Genomic DNA, 26,226 nt, shown 5'->3' with positions numbered 1-26,226 from the left:
ATCCTTATCGATTTCACTCAATGTATTCTTTGACCAAAGTAGACTAGTATTTAATGTCTATAAAACTAATTTAATTGGGGTAAAACCTTGCTTAGGCTGACATGTGTATTATTGGCGCTGTCTGTAGCGAATATCACGGCTGCAGAAACTCCCGTGATTGTTACTACAGTGAATAAAGTAGACTTCATTGATGAAGTTGAAGGACTGGGTACTTTGAGGGCGAATGAGAGCGTTGATTTAATGTCTAGCGTTACCGAGCGCGTCACCAAGGTTTTGTTTTCTGACGGACAACGAGTTAAGCAAGGTCAGGTGTTAGTTGAGCTTGATTCCGCTGAAGAGCAATCTCAGTTGGCTGAAGAACAATCGCGCTTAAACGAAGCTCTAAAACAAGTTAAACGGCTAGAACCCCTGGCTCGAAAAAATGCAGCGACACAAGCGACATTAGATGAACAGCAGCGTGAGGTCGAAACGGCAAGAGCCAGAATGCAAGCGATTCAGTCCAGAATTAATGAGCGTAAAATTAGAGCACCGTTCGATGGTGTCGTAGGGTTACGAAATTTATCCGTGGGAGCCATTGTTCAGCCAGGTACGCTGGTGACCACCATCGACGATGACTCGATCATGAAGTTAGACTTTTCGATTCCAGCTTTGTTTATTACCGCCGTGAAACCGGGTTTATCGATTGCAGCTACCTCTCGAGCTTTTGAAAATCAATTGTTTCGTGGTGAAGTGTCAAGTGTCGATAGTCGAATCGATCCGGTCACTCGATCGGTCGTCGTTCGAGCATTGATCAACAATGATCAATATCAACTGAAACCCGGTTTGCTCATGCGTGTCGAACTACAAGCAAACCCGCGTAAAACCTTGGTTATTCCTGAAGAATCGGTGCTTCCCACTGCCACGCGAAATTTTATTTATTTAGTCAAGCGTAGCGGTGAGCAATTGGTTGCAGAGAGAATAGAGGTTACTTTAGGAAAGCGGCGAAAAGGAGAGGTTGAGGTCTTGTCTGGCCTACAAGAGAAGGATCAAATTATTGTTCATGGAATTAACCGCGTTCAGTCTGGACAACCAATCACGATTAGAGCCGAAGAAAAAAATAATGAAACCTTAAAACAAATGTTAAATAAGTCGGGTAGTTAGTTATGTTGATTTCTGATCTATCGATTAGACGACCCGTTTTTGCCTCGGTTATTTCGTTACTGCTCATTGCTTTTGGGTTACTTTCATTTGAACGCTTACCGCTGCGCGAGTACCCAGATATTGACCCGCCCGTAGTAACGGTCGAAGTTCGTTATCCTGGTGCTCCCGCAAATATCGTTGAAACTCGAATAACCCAACTTATTGAAGAGAGAATTGCTGGGGTTGAGGGCATCGAGTTTATACAATCTTCGTCGCAAGATGGAGAGTCAAATGTCACCATCGAGTTTTCTGTTGGTAGAGATATTGATTCAGCAGCAAATGATATTCGAGACCGCATTTCAGGCATTCAAGACAACCTTCCTGAAGAAGCTGAGCCGCCAGAAGTTCAAAAGGTAGATAGCAATGATGACGTGATTATTTGGCAGAATCTAGCCAGCGATAAAATGAGCGTTCCTGAGTTAACGGATTATGCAAGGCGTTATTTAGTCGATCAATATTCTACCCTAGACGGTGTCGCACGAGTTCGAGTCGGTGGCGGACAAAACTACGCAATGCGTATCTGGTTAGATCGTCAAGAAATGGCCGCACGAGGGATAACGGTTAATGATATTGAGTCTGCCCTGCGCAGTGAAAATATCGAATTGCCAGCGGGTAGTCTAGAATCAGAAGAACGCATCTTCAAAGCCAGAATTGAAAGGAACTTTCGAAATCCGGATGATTTCTCGCGGTTGGTTATTGCCGAAGGTGAAAACGGTTATTTAATTCGTTTAGGTGATGTCGCTCGTGTTGAGTTAGGCCTAACCGAAAATCGGTTATTCTTCCGCGGAAATGAAATTCCCATGGTCGGTATTGGTATTATCAAGCAATCGACAGCAAATACTATTGAAGTCGCGCGTGGTGTTAAAGAGTTAACTGTGCGATTAAACCAAAATTTGCCGCAAGGAATGAGTATTGAACAGAGCTACGACTCTTCAATATTTATTGAGTCGGCGATTGATGAGGTCTACACAACGCTGTTGATCGCGATTGTGTGTGTCATCTTGGTGATCTATTTATTTTTAGGCAGCGCACGGGCCATGATCATTCCTGCCGTGACGGTACCCGTTTCTATTATTGCAACGTTTATTGTGGTGTATGCGCTTGGCTTTACCATCAATTTACTTACCTTACTTGCGTTAGTTTTGGCAATAGGACTGGTCGTTGATGATGCAATTGTTGTTTTAGAAAATATTGTTCGGCGAATACATGAGAAAAAAGAAACGCCCTTGGTGGGCGCTTTTATTGGCACGCGCCAAGTCGGCTTTGCGGTAATAGCGACGACCCTCGTTCTAATTGCAGTGTTTGTTCCGATTACCTTTTTAGAAGGAGATATAGGGCGATTATTTACTGAATTTGCCATCACTATTGCAACCGCAGTGGCTTTTTCGTCATTGGTTGCTTTGACCTTATCGCCTATGCTGGCTTCGAAACTATTAAAAACAAAAGATAAGCCGCATAATATTTTTGTGCTCTCACTTGAACACTTTGTATTGTGGTTGCGAAATGGCTACCTAAGTCTGCTTGAAAAGTGCATGCGCCATCGAGTAATTATGTTTTTGGGCTTCCTGTCTTTGCTCGGTTTCGTTTCTTGGTTGTATCCTAATATCGACCAAGAGTTTGCGCCGCAAGAAGATAGAGGCGCATTCTTTGTCAGCATTTCGGCACCGGAAGGTTCAAGCTATCAATATTTAGAAGAGTACATGGACGAAGTTGAAAAGCGTTTGATGCACTATGTGGATACTGGTGAAGTTAGGCGATTACTGGTGCGAGCCCCCCGAGGTTTTGGTCGTATTGAAAACTTCAACGGCGGGTTTGTCATCGTGTTATTAAACGATTGGGGCCAACGTCGAGATGCTTGGTCAATAATGAATGATGTACGTCAAAGGCTTTCTGATTTGCCCGGTGTTAGAGCTTTTCCTATTATGCGTCGAGGGTTAGGTGGTGGAACTGGCAAACCCGTACAATTTGTTATTGGAGGCTCGACTTATGAAGAGCTCGCAGAATGGCGCGATACTTTGTCGCAATCGATAGCTGAAAATAATCCTGGTTTTGTTGGGCTTGACGACGACTACAAAGAAACTCGTCCACAAATAGATTTTGCAGTTAATTATGAGCGAGCGGCCGACTTAGGAGTGACCATTCAATCGATTGGGCGAACCTTAGAAACCATGATGAGTGGTCGAAATGTTACGACTTATCTCGATCGAGGTGAAGAGTACGATGTGATTGTTGAAGGTGAGCGAGATGAACAGCGTTCTATTAGTGACGTAAAGAATATTTATGTTCGATCGTCACAAAGTCAGCAGTTGATTCCATTATCAAACTTAGTTGAAACACGAGAGTACGCTGCTGCCGAACGGTTAAGTCGGTATAATCGTATTCGCGCAATCACACTGGAAGCAAATCTTGCTGAGGGCTTCTCTTTGGGCGAAGCATTGGCTTATCTCGAGCAACAAGTTGGCGAAAAATTACCAGAGACTGCGGTGATAGATTACAAAGGACAAAGTAGAGACTTTATTCAATCGGGTAGTTCTATTATGTTCGTTTTTTTACTTGGGTTGGCCGTCGTATTTTTAGTATTGGCCGCTCAATTTGAAAGCTACATTCATCCTTTCGTCATTGTTCTTACCGTTCCATTGGCTATGGGAGGTGGATTATTAGGGCTGTATTTAACCGGTGGTACTTTGAATATATATTCGCAAATTGGTTTGATCATATTGGTTGGCTTGGCAGCAAAGAATGGTATTTTAATTGTCGAGTTTGCTAATCAGATGCGAGATAAAGGTTATGATTTCGACACCGCTTTAAAAATGGCCACGGAGACTCGTTTTAGACCCATTGTAATGACCGGTTTAACGACAGTTGCAGGAGCAATTCCTTTAGTGCTCGCCTCAGGTGCAGGATCAGAAACCCGTATCATGATTGGTGTGGTCATGTTATCGGGCGTATTCGCAGCAACTTTCTTTACTTTATTTGTGGTACCGATTGCCTATCGAATATTGGCCGGAAATACACAGTCGCCACTTACCGTGAGTCGTCAGTTAGAGAAAGAGCTTAAAGAAAACGTGAAGTGAAATGATCTCAGGCTGACATTTTTTCAGCCTGAGTTTTTCTCAGAATGTTTGGTTTAAAAGCGTGACTAAAACAATTTATCTAGCATCAAATAATAGGACTTGGCATCGTCGTTATTTTGGCCGTATCCTAAATACAATGGTCCAAGTTGTGTATCCATTCCAACGAAAATACTGAATCCTTCAATAGCGTTATCCCAATCAAGAGATTCATCAGTATTCCAAATAACGCCCTCTTCGTAAGAGAGACCCAGATAAAGGTCGAGGTAGTCTGCGGGCATAAATTTTCGCATATAGGTAGCTCGAGTATTTGCTTTGTTTTGCGAGGTGATTTGATTAATTTCATAACCACTAAAGTCAAGAAGTCCACCACTGCGATAATAAGCGTTGAGGGGAATTAGATTTCCCTTATTTCGTTGGTAGTTCATACCAATCGTAATGGAATTATGATTCCACTCAAATGCTTTAATTATTTGTGTTTGGTTTTTATGATAGTCCGTTAGAGCACCAAGAGAAGGATTGCTCCGAGTGTAGCTGGTTCGCCATAAAAAACCTTTCTGCGGAAAATAAACACTATCAAGTGTGTCCACTTCAACTTTAAAATACTCGAGGGCATCTCGGTAATCGAGAACATCGATCAGCGGTGTGCCTACCTTTTGCTCAACTTTACCATCGATATAGCGAGCACCAACCCGCATCTCACCCCAGTTATCAAATTCAAATCCAAGGGATAAATCCGTTTCGTAAGATTGAGTGGACAGTTCAAAGGCGAAATTATTCTCGTTATAAAAATTGTATTGATTTGAAATAAAGGAACCTTCTAGTTCAAGGAACGGAGACCAAATGGTATCAAGTGGTTGATACCAATCTAGTGTGAATTTTTTATCGTTACCAAACGTCAAATCAAAGGACAGTTCGCCGTTGTAGTCATTAATGTTGCTCATTAAATAGTTGCTAGAAAAGTTGAAGCGACTGTCAATGTCTTCTGACGTGCTGAAATTAAAACCCACTCTTAAATAGTTTGGCCCCCAGCTTTTTTCTTTTATATTGATCGATACTTGGTAACCATCATTGGTTGGGGTAAGTGCATATTGAACTAAATTAAAATAGCCCATTCCATAAATGGTATCGATATCTTGCTCAAGCTTCTTTAAGTTAAACGTATCGCCAACTTTGAGACTGACTTTACTTAAAATGCGTTCATTCGAAATATTCGAGTCATTGTTGATGATGATCTTAGTTACTTTTAAATTCGTTGTTTTAGACCAGTTTTCTTTACGGTTGTGCTGAGATGGCTTGGCGTATTGGCTAGCAATTCGGGTTAATTTCTCTGACGCTTGTGCAGCCTCTTCTCCTCGAGGTATTGCATCGGCTACTCGTGCGAAGTCTGAGGTGGCAATGTCGTCTAGTTGGGGAACAATTAATACATCATGCTCGGTTAAGGATTGTATTTGCAGTAACGTATTTTTACGCGTTAATAAACTGCTTAATTGATCCGCGACATCAACGACATCATTGATTTTATCTCGTTGGTATAACGGCGTACTAATATCCACGGCAATAACAATATCAGCGCCCATGTTTCTAACAACCGATACAGGAAGGTTATTGGCAATACCGCCGTCAACCAGAAGTTTATCGCCGCGCTCTATCGGAATCAGAAAACCTGGAATGGACATGCTCGCAGTAACGGCCTCAACCAGAGAGCCTCGATCGAGCACTTCTTCTTTTCCATCGACCAAATTAGTGGCAACGGCCCGAAAAGGAATATCCAATTGATCGAAATCTTGAATATGCGACACAGGCGCCAAGTGCCGATTCAAAATAAGCCCAATAGACTGTCCTGATACGATGCCTGCTGGAAGTTTAAAGCCCTCGTCATCCAGTCCAATTTGTATGGATGAAATAAATCGTCGACTGTCTATTTTTCGTCGGTAACTAAACTTCTCTCGTGCTACTTCGTCATCAAATGCGGCTTCCCAGTCAATAGAATGCAGAATGACTTCAATCTCATCCACACTATAACCACTAGCATAGAGAGCGCCGACAATCGCTCCCATACTGGTTCCAGCAATATAGTCGACGGAAATATTTTGACGCTCAAGTTCTCTTAATACGCCAATATGTGCCGCGCCTCTTGCTCCGCCACCACTAAGGGCTAATCCGATTTTTGTATCTTGAGCAAAGCTCAACTCTGCGCTAACAATGAGCAGTAACAATAGTCCTAAACGCATAAGTCATTCTCCATGGCTTAAGTGCGCAGTGTAGAGCGAATTTGCGGCTAACTCAATGACGCCAAAGCGGTAAACGAATTTGCTAATGTGGATAGGAATGTGTCATAACTAGTCATCAATGCTCGTCAAGAAACTAACAACAAGGGAAAGTGATGGACCCGATTAATCTAGATTGGAACCAAATGTTGTTCAACTTAATCCACTTAGGGGTCGCGTATTTACTAGCACTCCCAATGGCATTCGATCGCGATGGTAGCAAGCATGGCGCTGGCTTGAGAACGTTTCCTTTAGTGGCCGTTGCTGCGTGTGGATATGCCTTGATAGGTATGTCGGTTCTTGATTCAACGGAGGCTGAAGGTAAAGTAATTCAGGGTATTATTACGGGTATCGGTTTTATCGGTGGCGGAGCGATACTAAAAAATAAAAGCAGCGTGAGTGGAACGGCTACGGCTGCCAGTATTTGGAATACTGGCATTATTGGTGTGGCGGTAGCATTCAGCCGTTACGAAATTGCTGCGCTTCTTTCGATGATAAACTTTGTGACGCTACGTTACGTAAAAGAATTAAAACAAGATCCTAAAGTCGATGAGTAAAACGTGATCACGATGTCTGAATAACAACCGTCTCACCACCTCTTAATCGTTCACCTCCGCGTATCACGACTTTCTCACCGGCTTTTAACGAGCCGGTGACGTTAACCCAGTTTCCCTGTCCTTGGCCAACAGTAACCTTAATTCGTTCCACCTGATTATTCTCATTCACTTTAACGACATAAGTGCCGTCTCGACGCAAAATTAACGCATCGCGGTGTACGCTTAAAGAAATGCGTTCTTGTGCTAACGGCACTCGAACTTTAATCAGCTGGCCAGATGCCCACAGTGTGTGACTATCGCTGGGCAAGGTAATTCGAATCTCAAAGGTTTGTGAACGCGGGTCCGCCGCTGGAATAACCGTAGTTTGAGCAACTTGACGCTGCACGGTTGAGTCTTCAACTGAAACCAGTGTGGCTGATGATTGAGGGCTGATTTGGCTTAAATAACGTATCGGAGCAAAGGCGCGGACTTCGAGTTTTGTCGTATCAAGTAGTTGCAAAAGTTCTTCACTGCGATTGACGTCACTGCCCGCTCTTTTAAGCCGTTCGGTAACGACGCCGCTAAATGGCGCAAGTATCACCGTTCGTGACAATTGATCATCAATTTGTTTGAGTTTTAGTTGAGCTATTTCTAAATCAGATTTAGCCAACTCGTATTGCGACTGCGTTTGTTCGAGTTGGTATTCCGACGTATTATTTTGTTTGCGTAATTCTTTTTGCCGGTTCAATTCTCGTTGTAGATAAGCCAAGTTAATTTGCGCTCGTTTTAATTGCGCCTGCTGTTCGGCTAGTTGTAACTGCAATGGTAATTGCTCGATTCGGGCAACTGGATCGCCTTGCAACACATAGCTACCGGGCTCAGCGACAAATTCTAACTTTCCATTCACGCCAGCGGTAACAGACACGCGATTGCGACTGTGCACTGTACCTAAAACATCAAAAGTCGGAGAAATATCGGAAGATTTTACTTCAAGCACTTTGACCGGTCGGGCAGGCGCTTCTGCAGCCAACATTAAACTGCTGTTAAACAGTAAACCGATTGAGAGTAAAGCAGATGTGAATTGTTTAGTCATAATTTAAACCTTTTGTGAGGCAATGCTGGAGTACTTTGGCTTGAAGGCAACGTTGAACTGAAAGCGTAATAACGCCGGCATAAGAATCAATGTGAAAAGCGTGGTTAGGGTCATACCACCCACAATAACCGTTGCTAAACCGCGATAGATTTCTGAGCCTACGCCGGGAATTAACATCAGCGGAAGCATGCCAAATAAACTGGTTAATGAGCTCATATAAACGGGGCGTGCGCGGATTTTTACCGCTTCACTTACCGCGTCTCGCAAGGTGCTTCCAGATGCTTGTGCTTGGCGTGTTTGATCAACCAGCAAGATGGCGTTATTGACCACCAGTCCTAATAAGATGATGAAACCAATCATGGTGAGCAAGTCTAAAGATTGAAAGGTAAATAAATTCAGCAACCATAATGCTAATACGCCTCCAGCAACCGCGAGGGGCATGACCATCAACACTAAAATACTGTCTTTTAAGCTTCTAAATAAAGCCGCCATTAACATTAAAAGAATGAGAATAGCTAAGGTAAAGTTGGTCGCCATTTCAGTGATGGCAGAATGTAATTGGTTTGCGCTACCACTCACAATTAAACTGACATCGTCGGGCAAATCTGCGCGTAAACTGGGTAACACATCACTTTCAAGAATTTCGATCGTTTCTTCAAGAGACATATCGGCGGGTGGATTGATAATGAGGCTAACCGTACGACGACCGTTAACACGGCGTAATTGTGTTGGTCCGACGGTGCGCTCTATGCGAGTTAATTCACCAATGGTTTGAATGCCAGCTAAGGGAGTGTAGATTGGTAAAGACGCTAATTCTTCAGGCGTATACCATTGTTCTCCCCGCAGTATGACATTCATCCGCTCATTGCCATTAAAATATTCACTCACGAACAGTCCACCGGTATAGGCTCGCAGTACATTGGCAAGAGTCGCGCGGTCGAGACCGGCTTGGGTGATTCGCCGGTCGTTGGGTTGCAATTGTAATTCTGGCTCTGATAGTGCAAGCCCTGGAATGGGTCGAGCAGTTGCCTGTGGCAATGACTGTTGCAATAAAGACATTCCTTTAGCGGCGGTGTCCATCAGTGTCTCAATTTCTGGGCCTTGAATATCAAGACTGATCGAACGCCCGTTGCCTCCGCGCAGATTGATCATCGAGCCGCGGAATAAAAATACTTGAGTATCAGGAAGATCGGCAAGGACTTCTGTTCTTACAATGGTCATTAACTCTTCGACGCGAGTGGGATCATCGGAGTAAATGAAACCACCACTGGCGCCAGGTCCGAAAGAGTAGAAATTATAGCTTTTGATCTTAGGTTGTTTTTCTCCACTGAGGTAAGGGCTTAATCGTTGTTTCACACGGTCGGCAAGTTCTTCTTCTAAGAATTGTAAATTACCACCCGGTGGCATGCTTAAGTTGAAGAAAAAGCCATCAATGGGTGCTCGTGGCATAAAGTCGGTACGAGGCATCATGGTTGCTGTGATGATCACCGAGCCACCTAATAAGCCGATAATCCAGAGTGACCGAGACCATTGCGTGTCGGTTTTTCGAGCGACCCACTCAGCAAGTTTTTCCCAATAGGGCATCCAAGCATCGCGGCTGGTAGTTTGCTTCAAACCAAATCGACTGATCACTGGTAAAACACTGAGTGCGGTAAGCAGAGAAGAAATGACCGCAACGGATAGCGTCAATGCGAGATCAGAAAATAACTGTCCTTCAATACCCTGCATAAACATAATGGGTAAGAAGATGGCGACCGTCGTAGCCGTCGACGCAAACAAGGCTCCGGCAACTTGTAGACTGCCCTTGAGAACGGCTTTGTGATCGTCAAGGCCTTGGCTGCGCAGGCGAACAATGTTCTCTTGAACGATAATGGCCGCATCCAGTACGAGCCCCACTGAGAAGGCTAAACCTGCTAATGAAATAACATTGAGGCTGCGGCCAAGAAGGTTAAGCACGATAAATGAAACTGCGACAGCGATGGGTATGGTAATAGCGATGATCAAGGTGGGTCTTAACCCGCGTAAAAACAACCAAAGGATGCTAAGCGCAAGCAGCACGCCGAGTCCTAAGTTGCCTTTAACCAGCTCTAGTGCATTTCGAATGTGCACCGAAGCGTCGAAACTTAAATCAATGGTCAGCCCAACCGCACGGAGTGGACCTCGATTCAATTCATCGATCGCTTGGTTGATTTCATCAAGAACATCGACGGTGTTAGAGCCGTTGGTGCGAGGGACGGTGATGTAATAACCGGGCATGCCATTGCGCAACGTAAAGCCGAAGCGATCTTGTTGAGTAACTGCGACTGTGGCGACTTCTTTCAGCGCTATCGGGCGGTTGGCGGAGTAGCCAACTATCATATCGCCCATGGTATCAACGTCATATTGTCCGGCAAACCTGACGGTGTATTGGCGGCGACCAACATCGGCAAACCCACCAGAGGCATCATTTGAACGGGCAATGGTTGAGCTAATTTGATTAATGGATAAGCCGAGTGAAGCGGCTTTGTAAGGGTCGAAGCTAATGCGCAATTCTTTTGGTCGTCGTGAGTTTAAATTCACAATGCCAACGCCCGGAATTCGAGATAAGCGTGGTTCGACAACATCATCGATGAGCTTTTGAAATTGTGTCACATCATCAATGTCACTGCCTTCGATTGGTCGAATGAGCAATGAGGCGGCATTCGGCGCATTTTGTCCTGTGCCGGCTGCTGAGACGACAGGTTCGGCGGCATCGATCGGTAGCGGCGGTGCTTGGTTAAGGTTATTTAACACATTCAGCATGGCTTGCTGCATATCGGCTCCGACATCAAAGGTTAGTACGATGTTGCCAAACCCTCGATTGATGTTGGTGCTGACGTCGATTACGCCGGGAGTATTTTTGACCGCATTTTCCAGCGGTTCAAGGATGACGGCTTCGATTTCTTCTGGTGCTGCCGAACGCCATCCAGACGAAACGGTAATTTGTGGTTGTTCAATGTCGGGAGTTAACTGAATCGGAAGTTTGAGTCCGCTGATCCCGCCAAAGACGAGCAAAAGGAGCGTCATCACGATGACCGCAGCCGGGTTCTTTAAAGATTGGCGAGTTATATTCATGGAGTTATCGCAGCAGCAAATAAATAGATCCTCGACCAAAACGACTTTAACTTCTGTTTAATAGATGTATCGTAACGAGAGAATTCGTAACAAATTGTTGGTGAGACATCTGAACGGCTCTGGTTAGAACAAAGCGTTTTAAAAAGTGCTCTCGAGAGTGGCCGCTTCCCGCCATGAATTGCTTGATGGCGGGGTAGCAAAACGATGATTAAATCGGTTTAACGGGTGGACGATGCGAGAGTGTTCTCCAACCTTGCCCGATTTGAAGATAACTTCATACCAAAACAAAACCTTAAAAGGTTAACTCGCCGAATCACTGCATAAAGCGCAGCACACAGACAAAATGTGAAAACACTCAACAGCAGGGGTTCAATGATGCCTCCAAACTTGAATGGTGCCAGTTGCATAGCGATCACCATGATCACGCTCTGATGCAAAATGTACCAAGGCAAAACAGCTTCATTCAAATAGCTTGACCAGCGACTGGGTTTATTGAGGTAGGCACCAGCGTAGCCAATTACCAACAGTAACCAACTCCAGCGATTGAAAGAGATCCAAAAGGCGGTCAGCCATTCATCGAAAATGGACTGGTCGTCGAGAGAGAAGAGGTCATGACGTTCGGCAATGATAAGAGCGTAGCCGAGTAAGGCGAAGGCGAGGAAATAGTGTCGTCGAGCGATGATGGTTTCCCATACTCGGGGCATTTTCACTAAAAAGTAACCGTACAGAAAAATGGTGAAATACACGGCATGAGTGTACCAATCATCTACGAGGGCATGGGTTCTTGGAAATTTGGGATAAAGCCATAGAATGTAAGTGACTAATGGAACAAGCGGCAACAGTATGATTAAGTACAACGGAGCGTTACTGGCACTTAAAGCCTTTGCGATTGCTCGCAAGAATGGACGAAGCACTAAATAAACCAGAGTGTAGTGCCATAAATAGGCGAGATACCATAAGTGATTCCAAGTCAGCAGGCCAAGTGGGCCATGGTGATGCTCGGGGTAGAGTGTCGTATTCGGGTTGATATATTCCCACCAGAAGGCAGTAAAAGATCCTGAATAACCCAGCTGAGTGACCGCTTCGTAGTAGGGTTGGACGGCAACAATCAAGTACATGCCAATCACCAGGGGTATAAATATGCGCACAAACCGCAAGCGCAGTAGGGCGAAAGGACGAATTCGCTCTTCAACTAAACTCAGCGCCATACCAGAAATCATAAAAATAAGCGGCATTCGCCACTGGTTCAACAGGATCATTACATCTTGAAGGCCTTCACTTTGGTATTGGCTTTTGATGTGCCATCCCCAGTCGGCCACGTAGTACATTCCAATGTGATAAAAAATAAGCAGTATGAACGCTAGGTTGCGTAGCCAGTCGATATCATGCCGACGGCTAGGATAGATTGATTCCATTTTGGTCCTCGATGACATAGTCTTTAACAGCATTAATGCTAAGCATTTGCGTGCCAGGCGTGGATAAAAAAGGCTTATAAAACAGAAAGAAGGGACAAGCGGCGGTATAGTGGGATGAGCATTTACCTGAACTATCTACTATCGAAGTCGTTGGACGATATAATGACAGCTATGATGAACCAAGTAGTTAGGCCATGACACGACTCGAACACTTTCAAAAGCATCAAACGTATTACGTTATCGGATTGGTGTCGGCGTTTTTTATTATCAATGCGATCATCCTTGCGACCTCTATTGTGATGGAAGCGTTACGCGGAGAATCACCACCCAATTTTGCTCTCTGGGAGCCATTTCTTTGGGAGTTTACCAGTGCAATAGCGACCGCTCTGTTGTTACCGCTGTTGCTTCGATTCATCGATCGATACCCATTTAATTGGCAGGCGATCAGAGTGACCGCGTTAAGGTATTTAGCCGCGTCTGTGGTTTACTCGGCCGCGCATGTACTGATGATGGTTGGGTTAAGAAAAGCAACCTATTGGTTGGTTGACGAAAGGTATCAGTTTGGCCATTGGGGTTATGAGTTTTTGTATGAATATCGAAAAGACCTATGGTCATTTATTTTTCTACTGGCGGTGATTCATAGCTATCGATTTATCGTTTCTCGATTACAAGGCGAGGCGAATATAGTGGTGAACGACGAAGAACCCAATAATGAAGGTCAATTTGACCGCCTTCTGGTTAAGAAGCTTGGGAAAGAATTTATCATTAAAGTCGACGATGTAGAGTGGCTAGAGTCGTCGGGCAATTATGTCAATCTACATAGCAAAGGGCGCATTTATCCGATGCGAACCACATTAAAAAGTTTGATCGATAAGATCTCAGATAAGGGATTTGCTCGTATTCATCGTTCGCATGCGGTGAATCTTGATTGTGTTAGTGAGATCACGCCTCTGCCGAGTGGTGATAGCGTTGTCCAGCTGAGTAGTGGCAAAGAACTTTTATTATCGCGTCGCTACAAAGAACAGTTTCGCTCGTTGATGAGTTCTTAGTTGAGTAGGCAATAGCGTCGAGCATTATTTATTTCAGGCATAAAAAAAGCCGCGTTAAACGCGGCTTTTTTATTCGAGTGTTATCAGTCGCGATAAGCGTCAACGGCTGGGCAACTACAGATCAGATTACGATCACCAAACACATCATCAATACGATTAACCGTTGGCCAGAACTTACTGGTTAATTGATCTTGGAATGGGAAGCAAGCTTCAGCGATGCTGTATTTACGATCCCAATTTGCAACATCAACGGGTGTGTGTGGTGCAAATTTTAATGGGTTGTGTTCGCGATCAAGATCGCCAGCAGCAATGCGATTCACCTCTTCTTTGATTGCAATCATGGCATCAATAAAGCGGTCGAGTTCAGCTTTTGATTCTGACTCGGTCGGCTCGATCATTAAGGTTCCTGCAACAGGGAAACTCATGGTTGGCGCATGAAAGCCAAAGTCCATGAGCCGTTTGGCAATATCAACCTCAGTGACACCGGTTTCGGCTTTGATCGGGCGCAAGTCGATGATGCATTCGTGGGCAACACGATCGTTACGGCCTGTGTATAGTATCGGGTAATGCTCTGACAGTCGTTTTGCCATGTAATTGGCATTAAGCAGCGCCATCTCAGTCGCGTTGCGTAAACCCGCACCACCCATCATGGCAATGTACATCCAGCTAATCGGCAATATTGAAGCGCTACCATAAGGGGCTGCAGCAACAGCACCATTGTCAGCACCAGTATTTTCAATTTTTCGCACCGCATGGTTTGGTAAGAAAGGTGCAAGGTGCGACTTAACGCCGATGGGTCCCATGCCTGGGCCACCGCCACCGTGAGGAATACAGAATGTTTTATGCAGATTTAAGTGAGATACGTCGGAGCCAATATACCCTGGCGCAGTGATCGCAACTTGCGCATTCATGTTGGCGCCGTCTAAGTAGACTTGGCCACCATGTTGATGAACAATCTCACAAATATCTTTGATTGATTCTTCGTAGACACCGTGAGTCGATGGATAGGTTACCATGATGGCAGCTAAGTTATCTGACATGGCTTCGGCTTTACTGCGAAGGTCATCCATATCAACATTACCTTTGTCGTCACAGTCAACCACAACCACTTTCATATTGGCCATTTGAGCACTGGCTGGGTTCGTTCCGTGTGCAGAACTTGGGATCAAACAAATATTGCGATGACCTTCACCGCGACTCTCATGGTATTTCATAATGGCAAGTAAGCCAGCATATTCGCCTTGAGCACCTGAATTAGGCTGCATCGACAGAGCGTCGTAGCCGGTGATGGTAATTAACCAGTCAGACAACTCCGCAATCATTTTGTCGTAGCCAAGGGTTTGCTCTTGTGGTGCAAAAGGATGCATATTGGCAAATTCAGGCCAAGTAACCGGAATCATTTCTGATGTAGCATTGAGCTTCATGGTGCAAGAACCCAAAGCAATCATTGAGTGAGTCAATGAAAGATCTTTGTTTTCTAAACGCTTAAGATAACGCAACATTTCGGTCTCAGAGTGATAACTGTTAAAGACTGGATGCGTTAAATATGTGCTGGTACGTGCGAGTTCATTCGGGAAGCTGCTATAAGTTTGCGCCTTTTCAATGCACGCATCTAACGCGCTAGCTTCACCGGTAATAATCGTAACTAATTGAGCAATGTCATCAAGGCTGGTGGTTTCGTCAATAGAAACGCCCAGTTGGTTGTTGCTGTCATTGCGTAGATTGACGCCTTCAGCGTAAGCACGTTTTAGAACCGCAGCACTGTCAGATACGGTAAATGTTAGGGTATCGAACCAATGTTGATTAGCGAGTTTAATTCCGACGTTTTGCAACGCGATGGCTAAAACGCTGGTTAATCGGTTAATTCGTTGAGCGATTCGCTTTAAACCGTCAGGACCATGATAAACCGCATAGAACGAAGCCATGTTGGCGAGTAATACTTGGGCGGTACAAATATTTGAAGTCGCTTTCTCACGGCGAATGTGTTGCTCGCGAGTTTGCATTGCCATACGTAACGCTTGATTGTCTCTCAAATCTTTTGAAACACCGATAATGCGTCCAGGCAAAGCTCGTTTGTAGGCATCACGTGTGGCAAAGAATGCGGCATGTGGACCACCAAAGCCCATTGGCACGCCAAAACGTTGTGCTGATCCAAGAACCACATCGGCGCCCATTTCGCCAGGTGACTTTAATAGAACCAAGCTGTAGATATCGGCGGCGACAGAAACGATGGCTTTCTTATCGTGTAATTCAGTGATCAATGCTTCAAGGTTATTGATTTCGCCATGTTTGTCTGGGTACTGTAAAAGTGCGCCAAAGACATCGTGATTAGCAGCGTCTGCAGCAGGGCCATAAATCAATTCGAAACCGAAGTACTCGGCACGAGCACGCATAACATCGATGGTTTGCGGAAACGCATTTTCATCGATGAAAAATAGATTCGACTTTTTATTTTTAGACACCCGCTTTGCGAGAGCCATTGCTTCGGCGGCCGCCGTCGCCTCATCTAATAATGATGCGCTAGCAAGTTCTAATCCGGTTAGATCAATAGCAACTTGTTGAAAGTTAATGATGGCTTCAAGACGACCTTGCGCAACTTCTGGTTGATAAGGTGTGTAAGCGGTGTACCAGCCTGGATTTTCTAACACGTTGCGTTGAATGACGGTTGGGGTTTTAACGTTGTAGTAACCCATTCCAATATACGACTTATTGACTTTATTTTGACGCGCCAAGTTGTGTAAATAGGCTAAAGCATCCGACTCGCTTTTAGCGGCCGGTAACGGAAGGGCTTCGGGAAGTTGAATTTTCTTAGGAACCGTTTGCTCGACCAATTCATCGAGTGATGTAAGTCCCAGTGCCTCTAACATGGCGGCTTGTTCATCAAGGCTTGGGCCTAGGTGGCGACTGACAAACTCGGAGGCATTTTCCAGTTCAGTTAAAGAAGGTTGGTTGTGTTGCGTCATGACATCTTCCCATGGTTTCGGTGCCACTTTTTCCGACAGTTAAGGGTACTGGGTGGTAAAAAGTTACTAAATGCTGTTTTGCTTTACTGGGGTGGATTACACCCACTAAAAAAACAAATGCCTCAACTGATTAGCGGTTGAGGCACTGAAGTCAGCAATCTGTTCAGATTTATTCGTCAGCGATTGACTCGGCGTAAGCTTCGGCGTCGAGCATAGCGTCTAGCTCTGCAGCATCGCTCGGTTGAATACGAAACATCCAACCATCACCGTAGCTGTCAGAGTTAACCGTTTCTGGTGAATCTTCGAGGGTTTCATTCACTTCTACGATGGTGCCAGAAATCGGAGCATAAATATCAGAAGCCGCTTTTACTGATTCGACAACGGCAATTTCGTCACCGGCGCCAACTTCAGCGTCAACTTCAGGTAGCTCAACATAGACGACGTCACCTAGAAGTGCTTGTGCATGGTCAGTAATACCAATAACGACGCTGCCGTCTTCTTCTAGTCGAGCCCACTCATGGCTTGACGCATACTTTAATTCGCTAGGAATATCGCTCATCTGTTTTTCCTCATAACTGTAATTGCTGTAATTTTAACTGATCTTGTATAGTCGGCGGAATAGCCTGTCTTAAACTAACGCTTTACCTTTACGTACAAAACTAGGCTTCACCACTTTGGCCGGTACTTGCTTACCACGAATATCCACCATAACGGTCTCTCCCGCCGTTTTTGAAATGCGTGCCAGCGCGATGCTCTTTTTCAACGTGGGTGACATGGTGCCACTGGTGATGACGCCTTCAGAGCCGTCTTCTCCTACTACCTTCATGTGCGAGCGCAGTACACCTTTGCCTTCGAGCACCAGACCCGCAAGCTTCTCAGTGACACCGGCGGCCTTTTGAGCGGTTAAGGCAGCTCGACCAATAAAATCACGTTCTTCTGGCTCCCAACTGATGGTCCAGCCCATATTCGCGACCAAAGGCGATACGGTTTCATCCATGTCGTTGCCATATAAATTCATGCCTGCTTCTAACCGCAAAGTGTCTCGAGCGCCAAGTCCACAGGGTTTCACTCCCGCATCGATGAGATCTTGCCAAAATTTATCGACCGCGTTGAGTGGTACCATAATTTCGTAGCCGTCTTCACCAGTATAGCCAGTCCGAGCAATAAAGAAGCCTTCACTCTCAACGGCGAAGAACACGCCTATATCAGCGCAGTCTTGGCGCTGCTGTTCCGACATCACCTGCTGAGTTTTGGCAATGGCATTAGGACCTTGAACCGCTAACATAGCGAAGTTTGGGTTGTGCGCGACGCTCACACCGAAGGCTTGCGCTTGCTCAGTCATCCACTTTAAATCTTTCTCGCGAGTTGAGGCATTGACCACAACGCGATAAAACTCGTCATTAATGTAGTAGGTGATCAAGTCGTCGATGACGCCGCCTTGTTCATTGAGCATTCCGCTGTAAAGGGCTTTGCCGGATTCCGTTAGTTTTGCTACATCATTGGCGAGCAATTTTTGCAGGTAGGCTTTCGCTTGAGCTCCAGTCACATCCACAATGGTCATATGAGAAACATCAAACATACCAGCATCGGTACGAACAGCGTGGTGTTCATCAATTTGTGAGCCGTAGTTAATCGGCATGTCCCAGCCACCAAAGTCGACCATGCGGGCACCAGCGTCTATGTGCAGCTGATGAAACGGAGTTTTTAATCCAGCCATTGTACCTTCCTGACATTGAGCACTCGCGATAGCGCGAGTGACGTAAATTAATGGTTTTTATTTGTGCTTAATTTTTGAGCGCGAATTATACCTGTCACAAAGGTATTAACAAATCGGATTTTTGCATTTTTAGCGGTTTAGGAATAACGCTTGGCTATAACGATGTTTGTAACCAAGCGTTGTCGATGAAAGTTTGTTCATTCTTAGGTAAAAAACCGGCGACTCGACGCTATTGCAAAGAGTCATCCTGCATATCTCGACCTGAATTTGCCAACACTTGTTCAACATCGATGCTGTCATAGCGGTAAACGGTTTGACAAAAATCGCAGGTCAATTCAACTTGGCCATCTTCCTCGAGTATTTCTAAAAGTTCTTCTTTTGGCACTAACGCGAGTGATGCGGAAGATTTTTGTCGACTACACCCACAAACATAACGGATCTCGCTTGGTTCAAATAAGCGCAAGGGATCTTGGTGGTAGAGTCGATGAAGCAAGGTCTCTACGTCGAGATTGAGGGCTTCTTCAGCGGTTAATGTTGCGGCCAGCTGTGCGAGATGATCGAGACCGGAGTTGTGCTGATGCTCAGGCATGGCTTGGAGAAGTAAGCCGACAACGGAGTCTTCATCGCTGAACAACCACAAGCGAGTATCTAACTGCTCTGATTGTTGGAAGTAGGCTTCAAGATTTTCCGCTAACGACTCATCGTGCATCGGCACAATACCTTGATAGCGTTTTCCTTGATCGGGCTCGATGGTCAGCGCCATTTGAGCGCCAGGCATTAACGTTTTCAGGTTGCTCGAGTCAGGCACCGCTTCGCCATATCGAGCGACTCCGCGATATTCATGTTGATGATTTGCTTGAATTAATAAGAGTTTTAGCTCTCCACCACTTTGTACTTGTAGCGTCATACGACCTTCAAATTTAAGGATCTCGACCAGCAGGTTGGCGGCCGCTGCAGCGGCGAACAGCTGCTGTCGCACAGCCGCTGGGTAGTCATGTCCTGCGGTCAGCTGTTGCACACTATTGCTCAATTTGATCCATTGACCACGAACGGCGTGTTCCTCAAAGAGAAATCGTTGCACAAAGTCAGAAGAGCCGTTTGAAGATTCAGAGTTAGACATTCGATGTTAATTCCTGTGACTGCAAAGTGAAGTTGCGTGCTATTTTACTCGCTTGCGTTGATTCTTTTAAAGCGATGAATTTGACGTCTTTGCTTTTTGTCGGGCTTTCCTTCATGGGTAATGCCAGCGGCTTTACGGAGTGACTGTGCTTGTTGCCGTTGTTCAATGCTCTCGGGTGTCTCTTGATAAAGCGTCTGTGCAACTGAGGCAGGCCCTCGTCTTTCGGCAATATCTAGCACTTCAATCGTCCGTTCATCTGGGCCAATTCGCAGTTTGATGATTGCCCCCACTTGAACAATTCTGCCCGGTTTGACCCGATGATTATCATAATGTACTTTGCCACCATCAATGGCTTCTTTGGCGATTGATCGAGTTTTATACAGGCGTGCTGCCCACAACCATTTATCGAGTCGAACCTTTTTTTCGTCGCTCATCGTTAGTAATGTCACCGAATTAGCTTGGATAACTGATTATCCTTTAAAATTAGCAAGTTGCGCAGGTGAATGTGTTAACTAAGGTGTTTAAAAACTAGACACAGTACGCAAACTCAACAAAATATGGTGAATCAGTATATCATTTGTGAATACTACCCTGAATATGAGGGCGACAAAGATGAATTTTTGGTATCCTAAGGGGTCTATTCTGCGTCTGGTTCGCTTATTTCAGGGGAATGTACAGCGTAACCTAGGTTGAGTTGGTTACTTATTACCGTGAATCACTTTAGATAAAAGTGGCACTGTAATAACAAGCAAGAATAACAGCGCTAGAATAGGCATGCGCGAGTGCGCATCAGGAATGACAGACAATTATAAAGAGGATTAGGCGAACGCAGATATCGCCACTCCATAGGACATACAACATGCAGTTAGATGCATCTTTAGTACAAAAGCTGAATAAGCCAGAGCGTTGGTCTCAAATTGCCGCGTTGGTGTTAACAGTGATTAGCCTGTTTTTACTGGCCAAGTTAATTTGGCTGTGGGTTGACGCCTTCACCGCGGATTATGAAATTCAAGCAGCGCCGGTTTCTCGCGCGCAAACTGCCAGCCAACCAACCCGCGTATCCGTTGATGCCATCGTCAGCAAACACCTGTTTGGTGATGCGGATGCCAAACCCCAAGAAGACGTAGTGGTCGAAGTTGCCGCCGCTAGAACTCAATTACCTCTGAAACTTCGCGGTATTTACGCTTTTGATGATGAGCAACGAGCAGCGGCGATCATTGAAGCCGGTGGCGGTGATCAAGAAGTGTATTTTATTGGCGATAAGATTACCGGCGGTAGTGGAGCAACCTTGCATCAAGTCTTACCGACCAAAGTGATTCTAAACCGTGCGGGTAAATTAGAGAGCTTGGAGCTAGAGCAAGAAGCGTCCGTGATAACCATGGATGATGAGCGTAAACCGGCATTGTTAAAGACCGACTCTCGTGAAGGCTCTGAACGTGTGGTGGTCGATAACCCAAGAATTCAACGAGATCTCTCAGATATAAAGCGGAAGCTCGAAGCCGATCCGAGCAGCATTCAAGATATGCTGCGTTGGGAACCCGTTATGGAAAATGGCATGTTGCAAGGCGTAAAAATATCTCCCGGAAAAGAGCGCCGCTTGTTTAACGAATTGAAGCTTCGTCGTAACGATATCGTTACGAATATCAACGGCATTGCTCTGAATGATCCGGGGCAACTATTAATGCTAAAAGAAACGCTCTCGAGTGCCCGAGAAGTAAGCTTAAGCTTGCTTAGAAATGGCGAGGCACAAGAAGTGGTCATCCGATTAGATGAACGCTCTGAGCGATGATTGGCAAAGAACAAAAAGAATTTTAAGACAGGTATTTATTTATGACGTTTAAGGTAAGGAACCAAACCATGATCAAGCGCTGCTTAGCCGGACTTTTGATGTGCGCCATGATTCCGGTGTCTTGGGCAGGACAAGCAACCGTTAATCTGAAAGACACCGATATCAAAGTGTTTATAGAGACGGTTAGCCGGCTCACCGGAAAAACAATTATCTTAAGCGATCGGGTTAAGGGTAAAAAAGTGAATGTAATTTCACAGCAGCCTTTAAATGAAGATGAAATCTGGGGACTGTTTTTAAGCGTTCTTAAATTGAATGACTTTGGTGTCATTGAGCAAGGCAATATTGTTAAAGTCGTACAAGACCAAGAAGTAAAACAAGACGCCACTCGGGTCGACTCAGGATCACTCGATGCCCCTGCCGATGAGCAAGTGACTCGTGTTATTAAGGTCGAAAATGTTGACGTTACTCAGCTGGTTCCAGTGCTTCGTCAATTAATCCCTCAAAAAATGCATATGGGACAAATTCGTGCAACCAATGTGCTTTTGCTGCATGACTCAAAAGCGAACGTTGATCGAATTGTTAAAGTCATTCAACAAATCGATCATGAAAGTAATGAAGAAATAGAAGTGATTGAGTTACAACATGCCGCTGCTTCTGAAGTTGTGCGCATTATGGAAACTTTGCAAAAACAGAATGCCCAGAAAGATGTTGCTGCGTCACAACCTCGCTTCGTGGCAGACGAGCGAACCAACAGCATTTTATTGTCGGCTGAAAAAAGAGATCGCTTGCGATTACGAGCATTGATAGCGCGACTGGATAGTGAAAACAACAGTGATGGAAATACAAAAGTTATCTATCTAAATTACGCCAAAGCGACGGAAGTTGCCCAGCTATTAGAAGGTGTTGGGGAATCAATAGAGTCAGAAGATCCTAAAGCCCAAGCGCAGAAACGATCATCTGCAAAGCCTTATTCGATTCGTGCCCATGAAGATACTAACTCGCTCGTTATTACCGCAGCGCCAGATATGTTGAAATCATTTGAAGCGGTCATTCGTCAACTGGATATTCGTCGCGCGCAAGTTCATGTCGAAGCCATAATTGCCGAGGTATCGGATGTTGGTCTCAAGCAACTCGGCGTACAGCTCTTGTCGGCTGCCGGGGCATTTACGAACTTTGGGAATACGGGTACTTCGAATGTTTCTGTTGCCGCGGGCATTGCTGCGTTACGTGGCCAAGAAACCGGTGGCGAGTTTGTACGTGATGAAGATGGTAACGTTTATCAGAATCCGGTGCGCCGTCAAGGCGACAATGGTCAAGCGCTTGCTCAAGCATTGGCAGGCTCTCAAGGAGTTGTGTTTGGTTTCGGAGAGACAAACTCTAGCGGTGATGTAGAGTGGGGAGCGATTATTCAAGCGCTGGGACGAGACACTGAATCGAATGTACTTTCAACTCCGAGCATTACCACCTTAGATAATGAAGAAGCATCCATTAGTGTTGGTCAAGAAGTTCCAATTATTACTGGTTCGGCATTAGGTAACAATAATTCAAATCCGTTTACTACGGTTGATCGCAAAGACGTAGGCATCAAATTAAAAATAACGCCACTCATTAACGAAGGAAACTCCGTTCGTTTACAAATCGAACAAGAAGTGTCGTCAATCGCTGGAACAACCGGTGCCGATATCATCACTAATAAACGACAAATCACAACCACCGTTCAAGTGAATGATGGCGGTATGGTTGTACTCGGTGGCTTGATGGATGAAGACATTCAAGAGAGCACAGAAAAAGTGCCTGTGTTAGGTGACATTCCATTGCTGGGTAGTTTATTCAGTTCAAATCGAACGACGAAAACAAAGCGCAACTTAATGGTTTTTATTCGCCCAAAAATTTTACGAGATGATACGGCAATTCATGAGTTGAGTTCGCGAAAATACAATTATATTCGTGGCAAGCAAATAGAAATGCGGGCACAAGGTGTAACCTTAATGGATGACGATGATACGCCAATGTTGCCAGAATGGGATGACAGCTTGACCTTGCCACCGTCGTTTGAAAAGTCGATGGAAGAAGATAAGAAAATAGACAAAAAGCAAGAGAAGAACGATGGCAACTGAGTTTACCGAACAAGACTCGACCGTTGTTGATGCTGATATGCAGCCGGTAAATGAACTGGATACAATTAGCGATGGAGAAGCGTTGGTCGATGACGCCATCATTCGAGCTCGACTGCCTTTTGGGTTTGCTCGTCGTAGTGGAATAGTGGTCGTTGATGATGCCAGTGAGCCTGCACAAGTCATTGCTCGTGAAAGTTTTACTCAAGACGCGTTAATCGAAGTTCGTCGTTTCCTCGATAAGTCGTTAACTCTAAAGCTTGTTGATGATGCCGAGTTTGAGCAGCACTTGGGCATGGTTTATCAAAATGATTCTTCCGAAGCCATGCAAGCAATGGAAGACATCGGCGAAGAAATGGATTTATTTCGATTGGCCGAAGAGTTGCCTGAAACGGAAGATCTGCTCGAAAATGAAGACGATGCTCCCATCATTAAATTGATCAACGCATTGCTAACTGAAGCCATCAAAGAAAATGCTTCGGATATTCACATAGAAACCTTCGAGAAAGAATTAACGGTGCGCTTTCGTATCGATGGCGTATTACGCGAAGTATTATCTCCGAGTCGTAAACTTGCGCCGTTACTTGTGTCGCGTATTAAAGTTATGGCGAAGCTCGACATCGCTGAAAAGCGGGTTCCACAAGATGGGCGAATTGCATTACGAATTGCCAACCGAGCGGTGGATGTGCGGGTATCTACCATGCCGTCAAGTCATGGCGAGCGAGTGGTATTGCGTCTTTTAGATAAACAAGCCGGCCGATTAGACTTTAGTCATTTGGGTATGCCGAAGGCGTTGATGCAACAAATGAGCAGCATACTCCACAAACCGCATGGAATTATTCTGGTCACGGGCCCGACAGGTAGTGGTAAAACCACCACCTTGTACGCTGGGCTAACCATGCTAAATAGCAAACAAAGAAACATTCTTACCGTTGAAGATCCCGTCGAATATTTGCTCGATGGTATTGGACAGACTCAAGTTAATAGCAAAGTCGACATGACCTTTGCTCGTGGCTTAAGAGCGATTTTACGACAAGATCCCGATGTGGTGATGGTTGGTGAGATTCGAGATTTAGAAACCGCACAAATTGCAGTGCAAGCCTCGTTAACCGGACACTTAGTATTATCGACCTTGCATACTAATACGGCCGTTGGTGCGGTCACTCGATTGGTCGACATGGGTGTTGAACCTTTCTTACTATCCTCTTCTATGCTTGGGGTACTGGCGCAGCGACTTGTGCGAACCTTATGCGGTAGTTGTAAAGAGCCTTACACCGCTGATGAAACTGAGTGTGAACTAATGGGATTTGATCGTAATCAACCGCCTACGATTTATCGAGCGGTGGGTTGCGAAGATTGTCGTCAATTGGGATATAAAGGTCGACAAGGTTTGTTCGAACTGTTGTTAGTTGACGAAGAAATGCGCACCATGATTCATAACGGCGAAAGCGAACAAAAAATTGAGCGTCATGCGCGTAAGTTTAGCCCTTCGATTCGTACCGATGGACGTAATCGTGTACTGGAGGGAATGACCACCGTTGAGGAAGTATTAAGAGTGACGCGAGAAGACTAATGGCAGCATTTGAATACTTAGCTCTTGATCAAAAAGGTCGTCAAAAGAAAGGCATTGTTGAGGGCGATACACCTAAGCAAATTCGTCAAAATCTGCGTGAGAAAGGTTTAGTTCCGTTAGAAGTTGAAGCGGTCACTGAAAAGCATCGTAAACAACAGTCGCGAAAACCTTTGTTCTCCTCGCCTGGAATGAGCGCTTCCGATCTCTCATTAGTCACGCGACAACTTTCAACACTTATTAATGCCGCAATTCCTGTTGAAGAAACATTGAAAGCCGTGGCGGACCAATGTGAAAAGCCGAAACAAAAAACCGTGATGATGGGGGTTCGCTCGCGTGTTGTCGAAGGTCATACAATGGCCGACGCCCTTCGCGAATATCCTCGCGTATTCGATAGTCTTTATTGCTCAATGGTTGCTGCGGGTGAAAAGTCTGGTCATTTAGACGCAGTACTTGATCGATTGGCAGACTATACCGAAAGACGAGAAGAAATGCGCTCAAAGATATTCTCGGCGTTAGCCTATCCCATTATTCTGGCGATAGTCAGTTTAGGCATTATTGTATTTTTGTTGTCATACGTTGTACCCAAAATTGTGAGTTCGTATAGCGATATGGGTGGCGAGCTTCCAGGTTTAACGCGAGCATTAATAGCGACCAGTGATTTTATAATTAATTACGGAATCTATTTAGGCATCGGCATATTTGCTTTGATCTCATTGGTTAAGTGGTTACTCAGTAATCCCAAACGCTTGAAAGGGTGGCACAGTAAGATACTAAAGTTGCCATTATTTGGTCGAGTCAGCCGGAATATTAACGCAGCTAGATTTTCTAGAACGCTTTCAATTCTAAATTCGAGTTCGGTTCCCTTGTTAGAGGCCTTGAAAATCTCTGGCGATGTTATGACTAATTTAGAATTAAAAGAGGCGGTGCATGAGGCAACGTTTAAAGTGAGAGAAGGTGCTTCATTAAAAGCGTCATTGACTGCCACCGGGCACTTTCCTCCGATGATGTTGCATATGATAGGCAGTGGTGAAGCTTCGGGAGAACTCGATAGAATGTTAGAAAAGGCTGCCGATAATCAAGAACGACAGTTTGAACATTTCGTTAACACGCTCACTTCTTTAGTGGGGCCGGTTATGATTTTGGTGATGGGCGGCTTTGTCTTAACCATTGTTTTAGCAATTTTATTACCAATATTCCAGATGAACCAGTTACTCGCTGGTTAACATCGGTTTTTAATTTAAGTA

Annotated in this window: 17 protein-coding genes; 8 read left to right on the top strand and 9 right to left on the bottom strand. The window is 45.0% G+C overall.

All coding sequences use genetic code 11. The features are described 5' to 3' along the window. Positions 1-111: 111 nt before the first annotated feature. Complete coding sequence (locus Q9312_RS11375; protein WP_309200970.1) at positions 112-1,140, top strand: efflux RND transporter periplasmic adaptor subunit; 1,029 nt, start codon at positions 112-114, stop codon at positions 1,138-1,140. Positions 1,141-1,142: 2 nt separating this feature from the next. Next, positions 1,143-4,253, top strand: a complete 3,111-nt coding sequence (locus Q9312_RS11370) for an efflux RND transporter permease subunit (RefSeq protein ID WP_309200969.1) — start codon at positions 1,143-1,145, stop codon at positions 4,251-4,253. 65 nt (positions 4,254-4,318) lie between these two features. Here Q9312_RS11370 and Q9312_RS11365 read toward each other — a convergent pair whose 3' ends face one another. Next, on the bottom strand, positions 4,319-6,484 hold the full coding sequence (locus tag Q9312_RS11365) for a patatin-like phospholipase family protein (protein ID WP_309200968.1): 2,166 nt from the start codon (positions 6,482-6,484) through the stop codon (positions 4,319-4,321). Between the two features lie 152 nt (positions 6,485-6,636). Here Q9312_RS11365 and Q9312_RS11360 point away from each other — a divergent pair, with 152 nt between their 5' ends. After that, a complete protein-coding gene (locus Q9312_RS11360; protein WP_309200967.1) occupies positions 6,637-7,077 on the top strand; it encodes an MgtC/SapB family protein in 441 nt (146 codons plus the stop codon). A 7-nt stretch (positions 7,078-7,084) separates the two neighbouring features. Here the strand turns inward: Q9312_RS11360 and Q9312_RS11355 are convergent, their stop codons facing one another. The 3 genes from Q9312_RS11355 to Q9312_RS11345 all read right to left on the bottom strand — a co-directional run bounded on the left by Q9312_RS11355 (position 7,085) and on the right by Q9312_RS11345 (position 12,657). Then, entirely contained in the window at positions 7,085-8,149 is a 1,065-nt protein-coding gene (locus Q9312_RS11355; RefSeq protein ID WP_309200966.1) for an efflux RND transporter periplasmic adaptor subunit, read from the bottom strand. A gap of 3 nt (positions 8,150-8,152) precedes the next feature. Further along, the gene (locus tag Q9312_RS11350) at positions 8,153-11,242 is read right to left on the bottom strand and encodes an efflux RND transporter permease subunit (protein WP_309200965.1); all 3,090 of its coding nucleotides are present in this window, start codon (positions 11,240-11,242) and stop codon (positions 8,153-8,155) included. Between the two features lie 218 nt (positions 11,243-11,460). Then, positions 11,461-12,657 carry an acyltransferase family protein gene (locus Q9312_RS11345; RefSeq protein ID WP_309200964.1) on the bottom strand — a complete coding sequence of 399 codons (1,197 nt, stop codon included), beginning with the start codon at positions 12,655-12,657 and terminating at the stop codon, positions 11,461-11,463. Between the two features lie 194 nt (positions 12,658-12,851). On the opposite strand from Q9312_RS11345, the gene Q9312_RS11340 reads away from it, so the two are divergent. Then, positions 12,852-13,706, top strand: coding sequence for a LytR/AlgR family response regulator transcription factor (locus tag Q9312_RS11340; protein WP_309200963.1), 855 nt, complete (start codon positions 12,852-12,854; stop codon positions 13,704-13,706). Positions 13,707-13,789: 83 nt separating this feature from the next. Here the strand turns inward: Q9312_RS11340 and gcvP are convergent, their stop codons facing one another. The 5 genes from gcvP to Q9312_RS11315 form a co-directional block, all read right to left on the bottom strand. Beyond that, entirely contained in the window at positions 13,790-16,669 is a 2,880-nt protein-coding gene (gene gcvP / locus Q9312_RS11335; RefSeq protein ID WP_309200962.1) for an aminomethyl-transferring glycine dehydrogenase, read from the bottom strand. Between the two features lie 169 nt (positions 16,670-16,838). Next, positions 16,839-17,228, bottom strand: coding sequence for a glycine cleavage system protein GcvH (gene gcvH, locus Q9312_RS11330; RefSeq protein ID WP_309200961.1), 390 nt, complete (start codon positions 17,226-17,228; stop codon positions 16,839-16,841). 69 nt (positions 17,229-17,297) lie between these two features. Next, positions 17,298-18,386 (bottom strand): glycine cleavage system aminomethyltransferase GcvT, encoded by a 1,089-nt coding sequence (gcvT, locus tag Q9312_RS11325; protein WP_309200960.1) that lies wholly within the window; start codon positions 18,384-18,386, stop codon positions 17,298-17,300. A 229-nt stretch (positions 18,387-18,615) separates the two neighbouring features. Then, a complete protein-coding gene (gene hslO / locus Q9312_RS11320; protein WP_309200959.1) occupies positions 18,616-19,506 on the bottom strand; it encodes an Hsp33 family molecular chaperone HslO in 891 nt (296 codons plus the stop codon). A 44-nt stretch (positions 19,507-19,550) separates the two neighbouring features. After that, the gene (locus tag Q9312_RS11315; protein WP_309200958.1) at positions 19,551-19,940 is read right to left on the bottom strand and encodes an RNA-binding S4 domain-containing protein; all 390 of its coding nucleotides are present in this window, start codon (positions 19,938-19,940) and stop codon (positions 19,551-19,553) included. Positions 19,941-20,365: 425 nt separating this feature from the next. Here Q9312_RS11315 and gspC point away from each other — a divergent pair, with 425 nt between their 5' ends. The 4 genes from gspC to gspF all read left to right on the top strand — a co-directional run bounded on the left by gspC (position 20,366) and on the right by gspF (position 26,205). Then, positions 20,366-21,295 (top strand): type II secretion system protein GspC, encoded by a 930-nt coding sequence (gspC, locus tag Q9312_RS11310; RefSeq protein ID WP_309200957.1) that lies wholly within the window; start codon positions 20,366-20,368, stop codon positions 21,293-21,295. A 68-nt stretch (positions 21,296-21,363) separates the two neighbouring features. Next, entirely contained in the window at positions 21,364-23,412 is a 2,049-nt protein-coding gene (gene gspD / locus Q9312_RS11305) for a type II secretion system secretin GspD (protein ID WP_309200956.1), read from the top strand. Then, positions 23,402-24,982 carry a type II secretion system ATPase GspE gene (gene gspE, locus Q9312_RS11300; RefSeq protein ID WP_309200955.1) on the top strand — a complete coding sequence of 527 codons (1,581 nt, stop codon included), beginning with the start codon at positions 23,402-23,404 and terminating at the stop codon, positions 24,980-24,982. The genes gspD and gspE overlap by 11 nt, the downstream gene beginning before the upstream one ends. Then, positions 24,982-26,205 (top strand): type II secretion system inner membrane protein GspF, encoded by a 1,224-nt coding sequence (gene gspF / locus Q9312_RS11295; RefSeq protein ID WP_309200954.1) that lies wholly within the window; start codon positions 24,982-24,984, stop codon positions 26,203-26,205. Before gspE ends, gspF begins: the two co-directional genes overlap by 1 nt. The last annotated feature ends 21 nt before the right edge of the window (positions 26,206-26,226 follow it).

It is taken from the genome of Pleionea litopenaei, from assembly GCF_031198435.1.
GTDB lineage: Bacteria > Pseudomonadota > Gammaproteobacteria > Enterobacterales > Kangiellaceae > Pleionea > Pleionea litopenaei.
The sequence above is the reverse complement of the archived record's forward strand: the minus strand, read 5'-3'. Positions and strand labels throughout refer to the sequence as shown.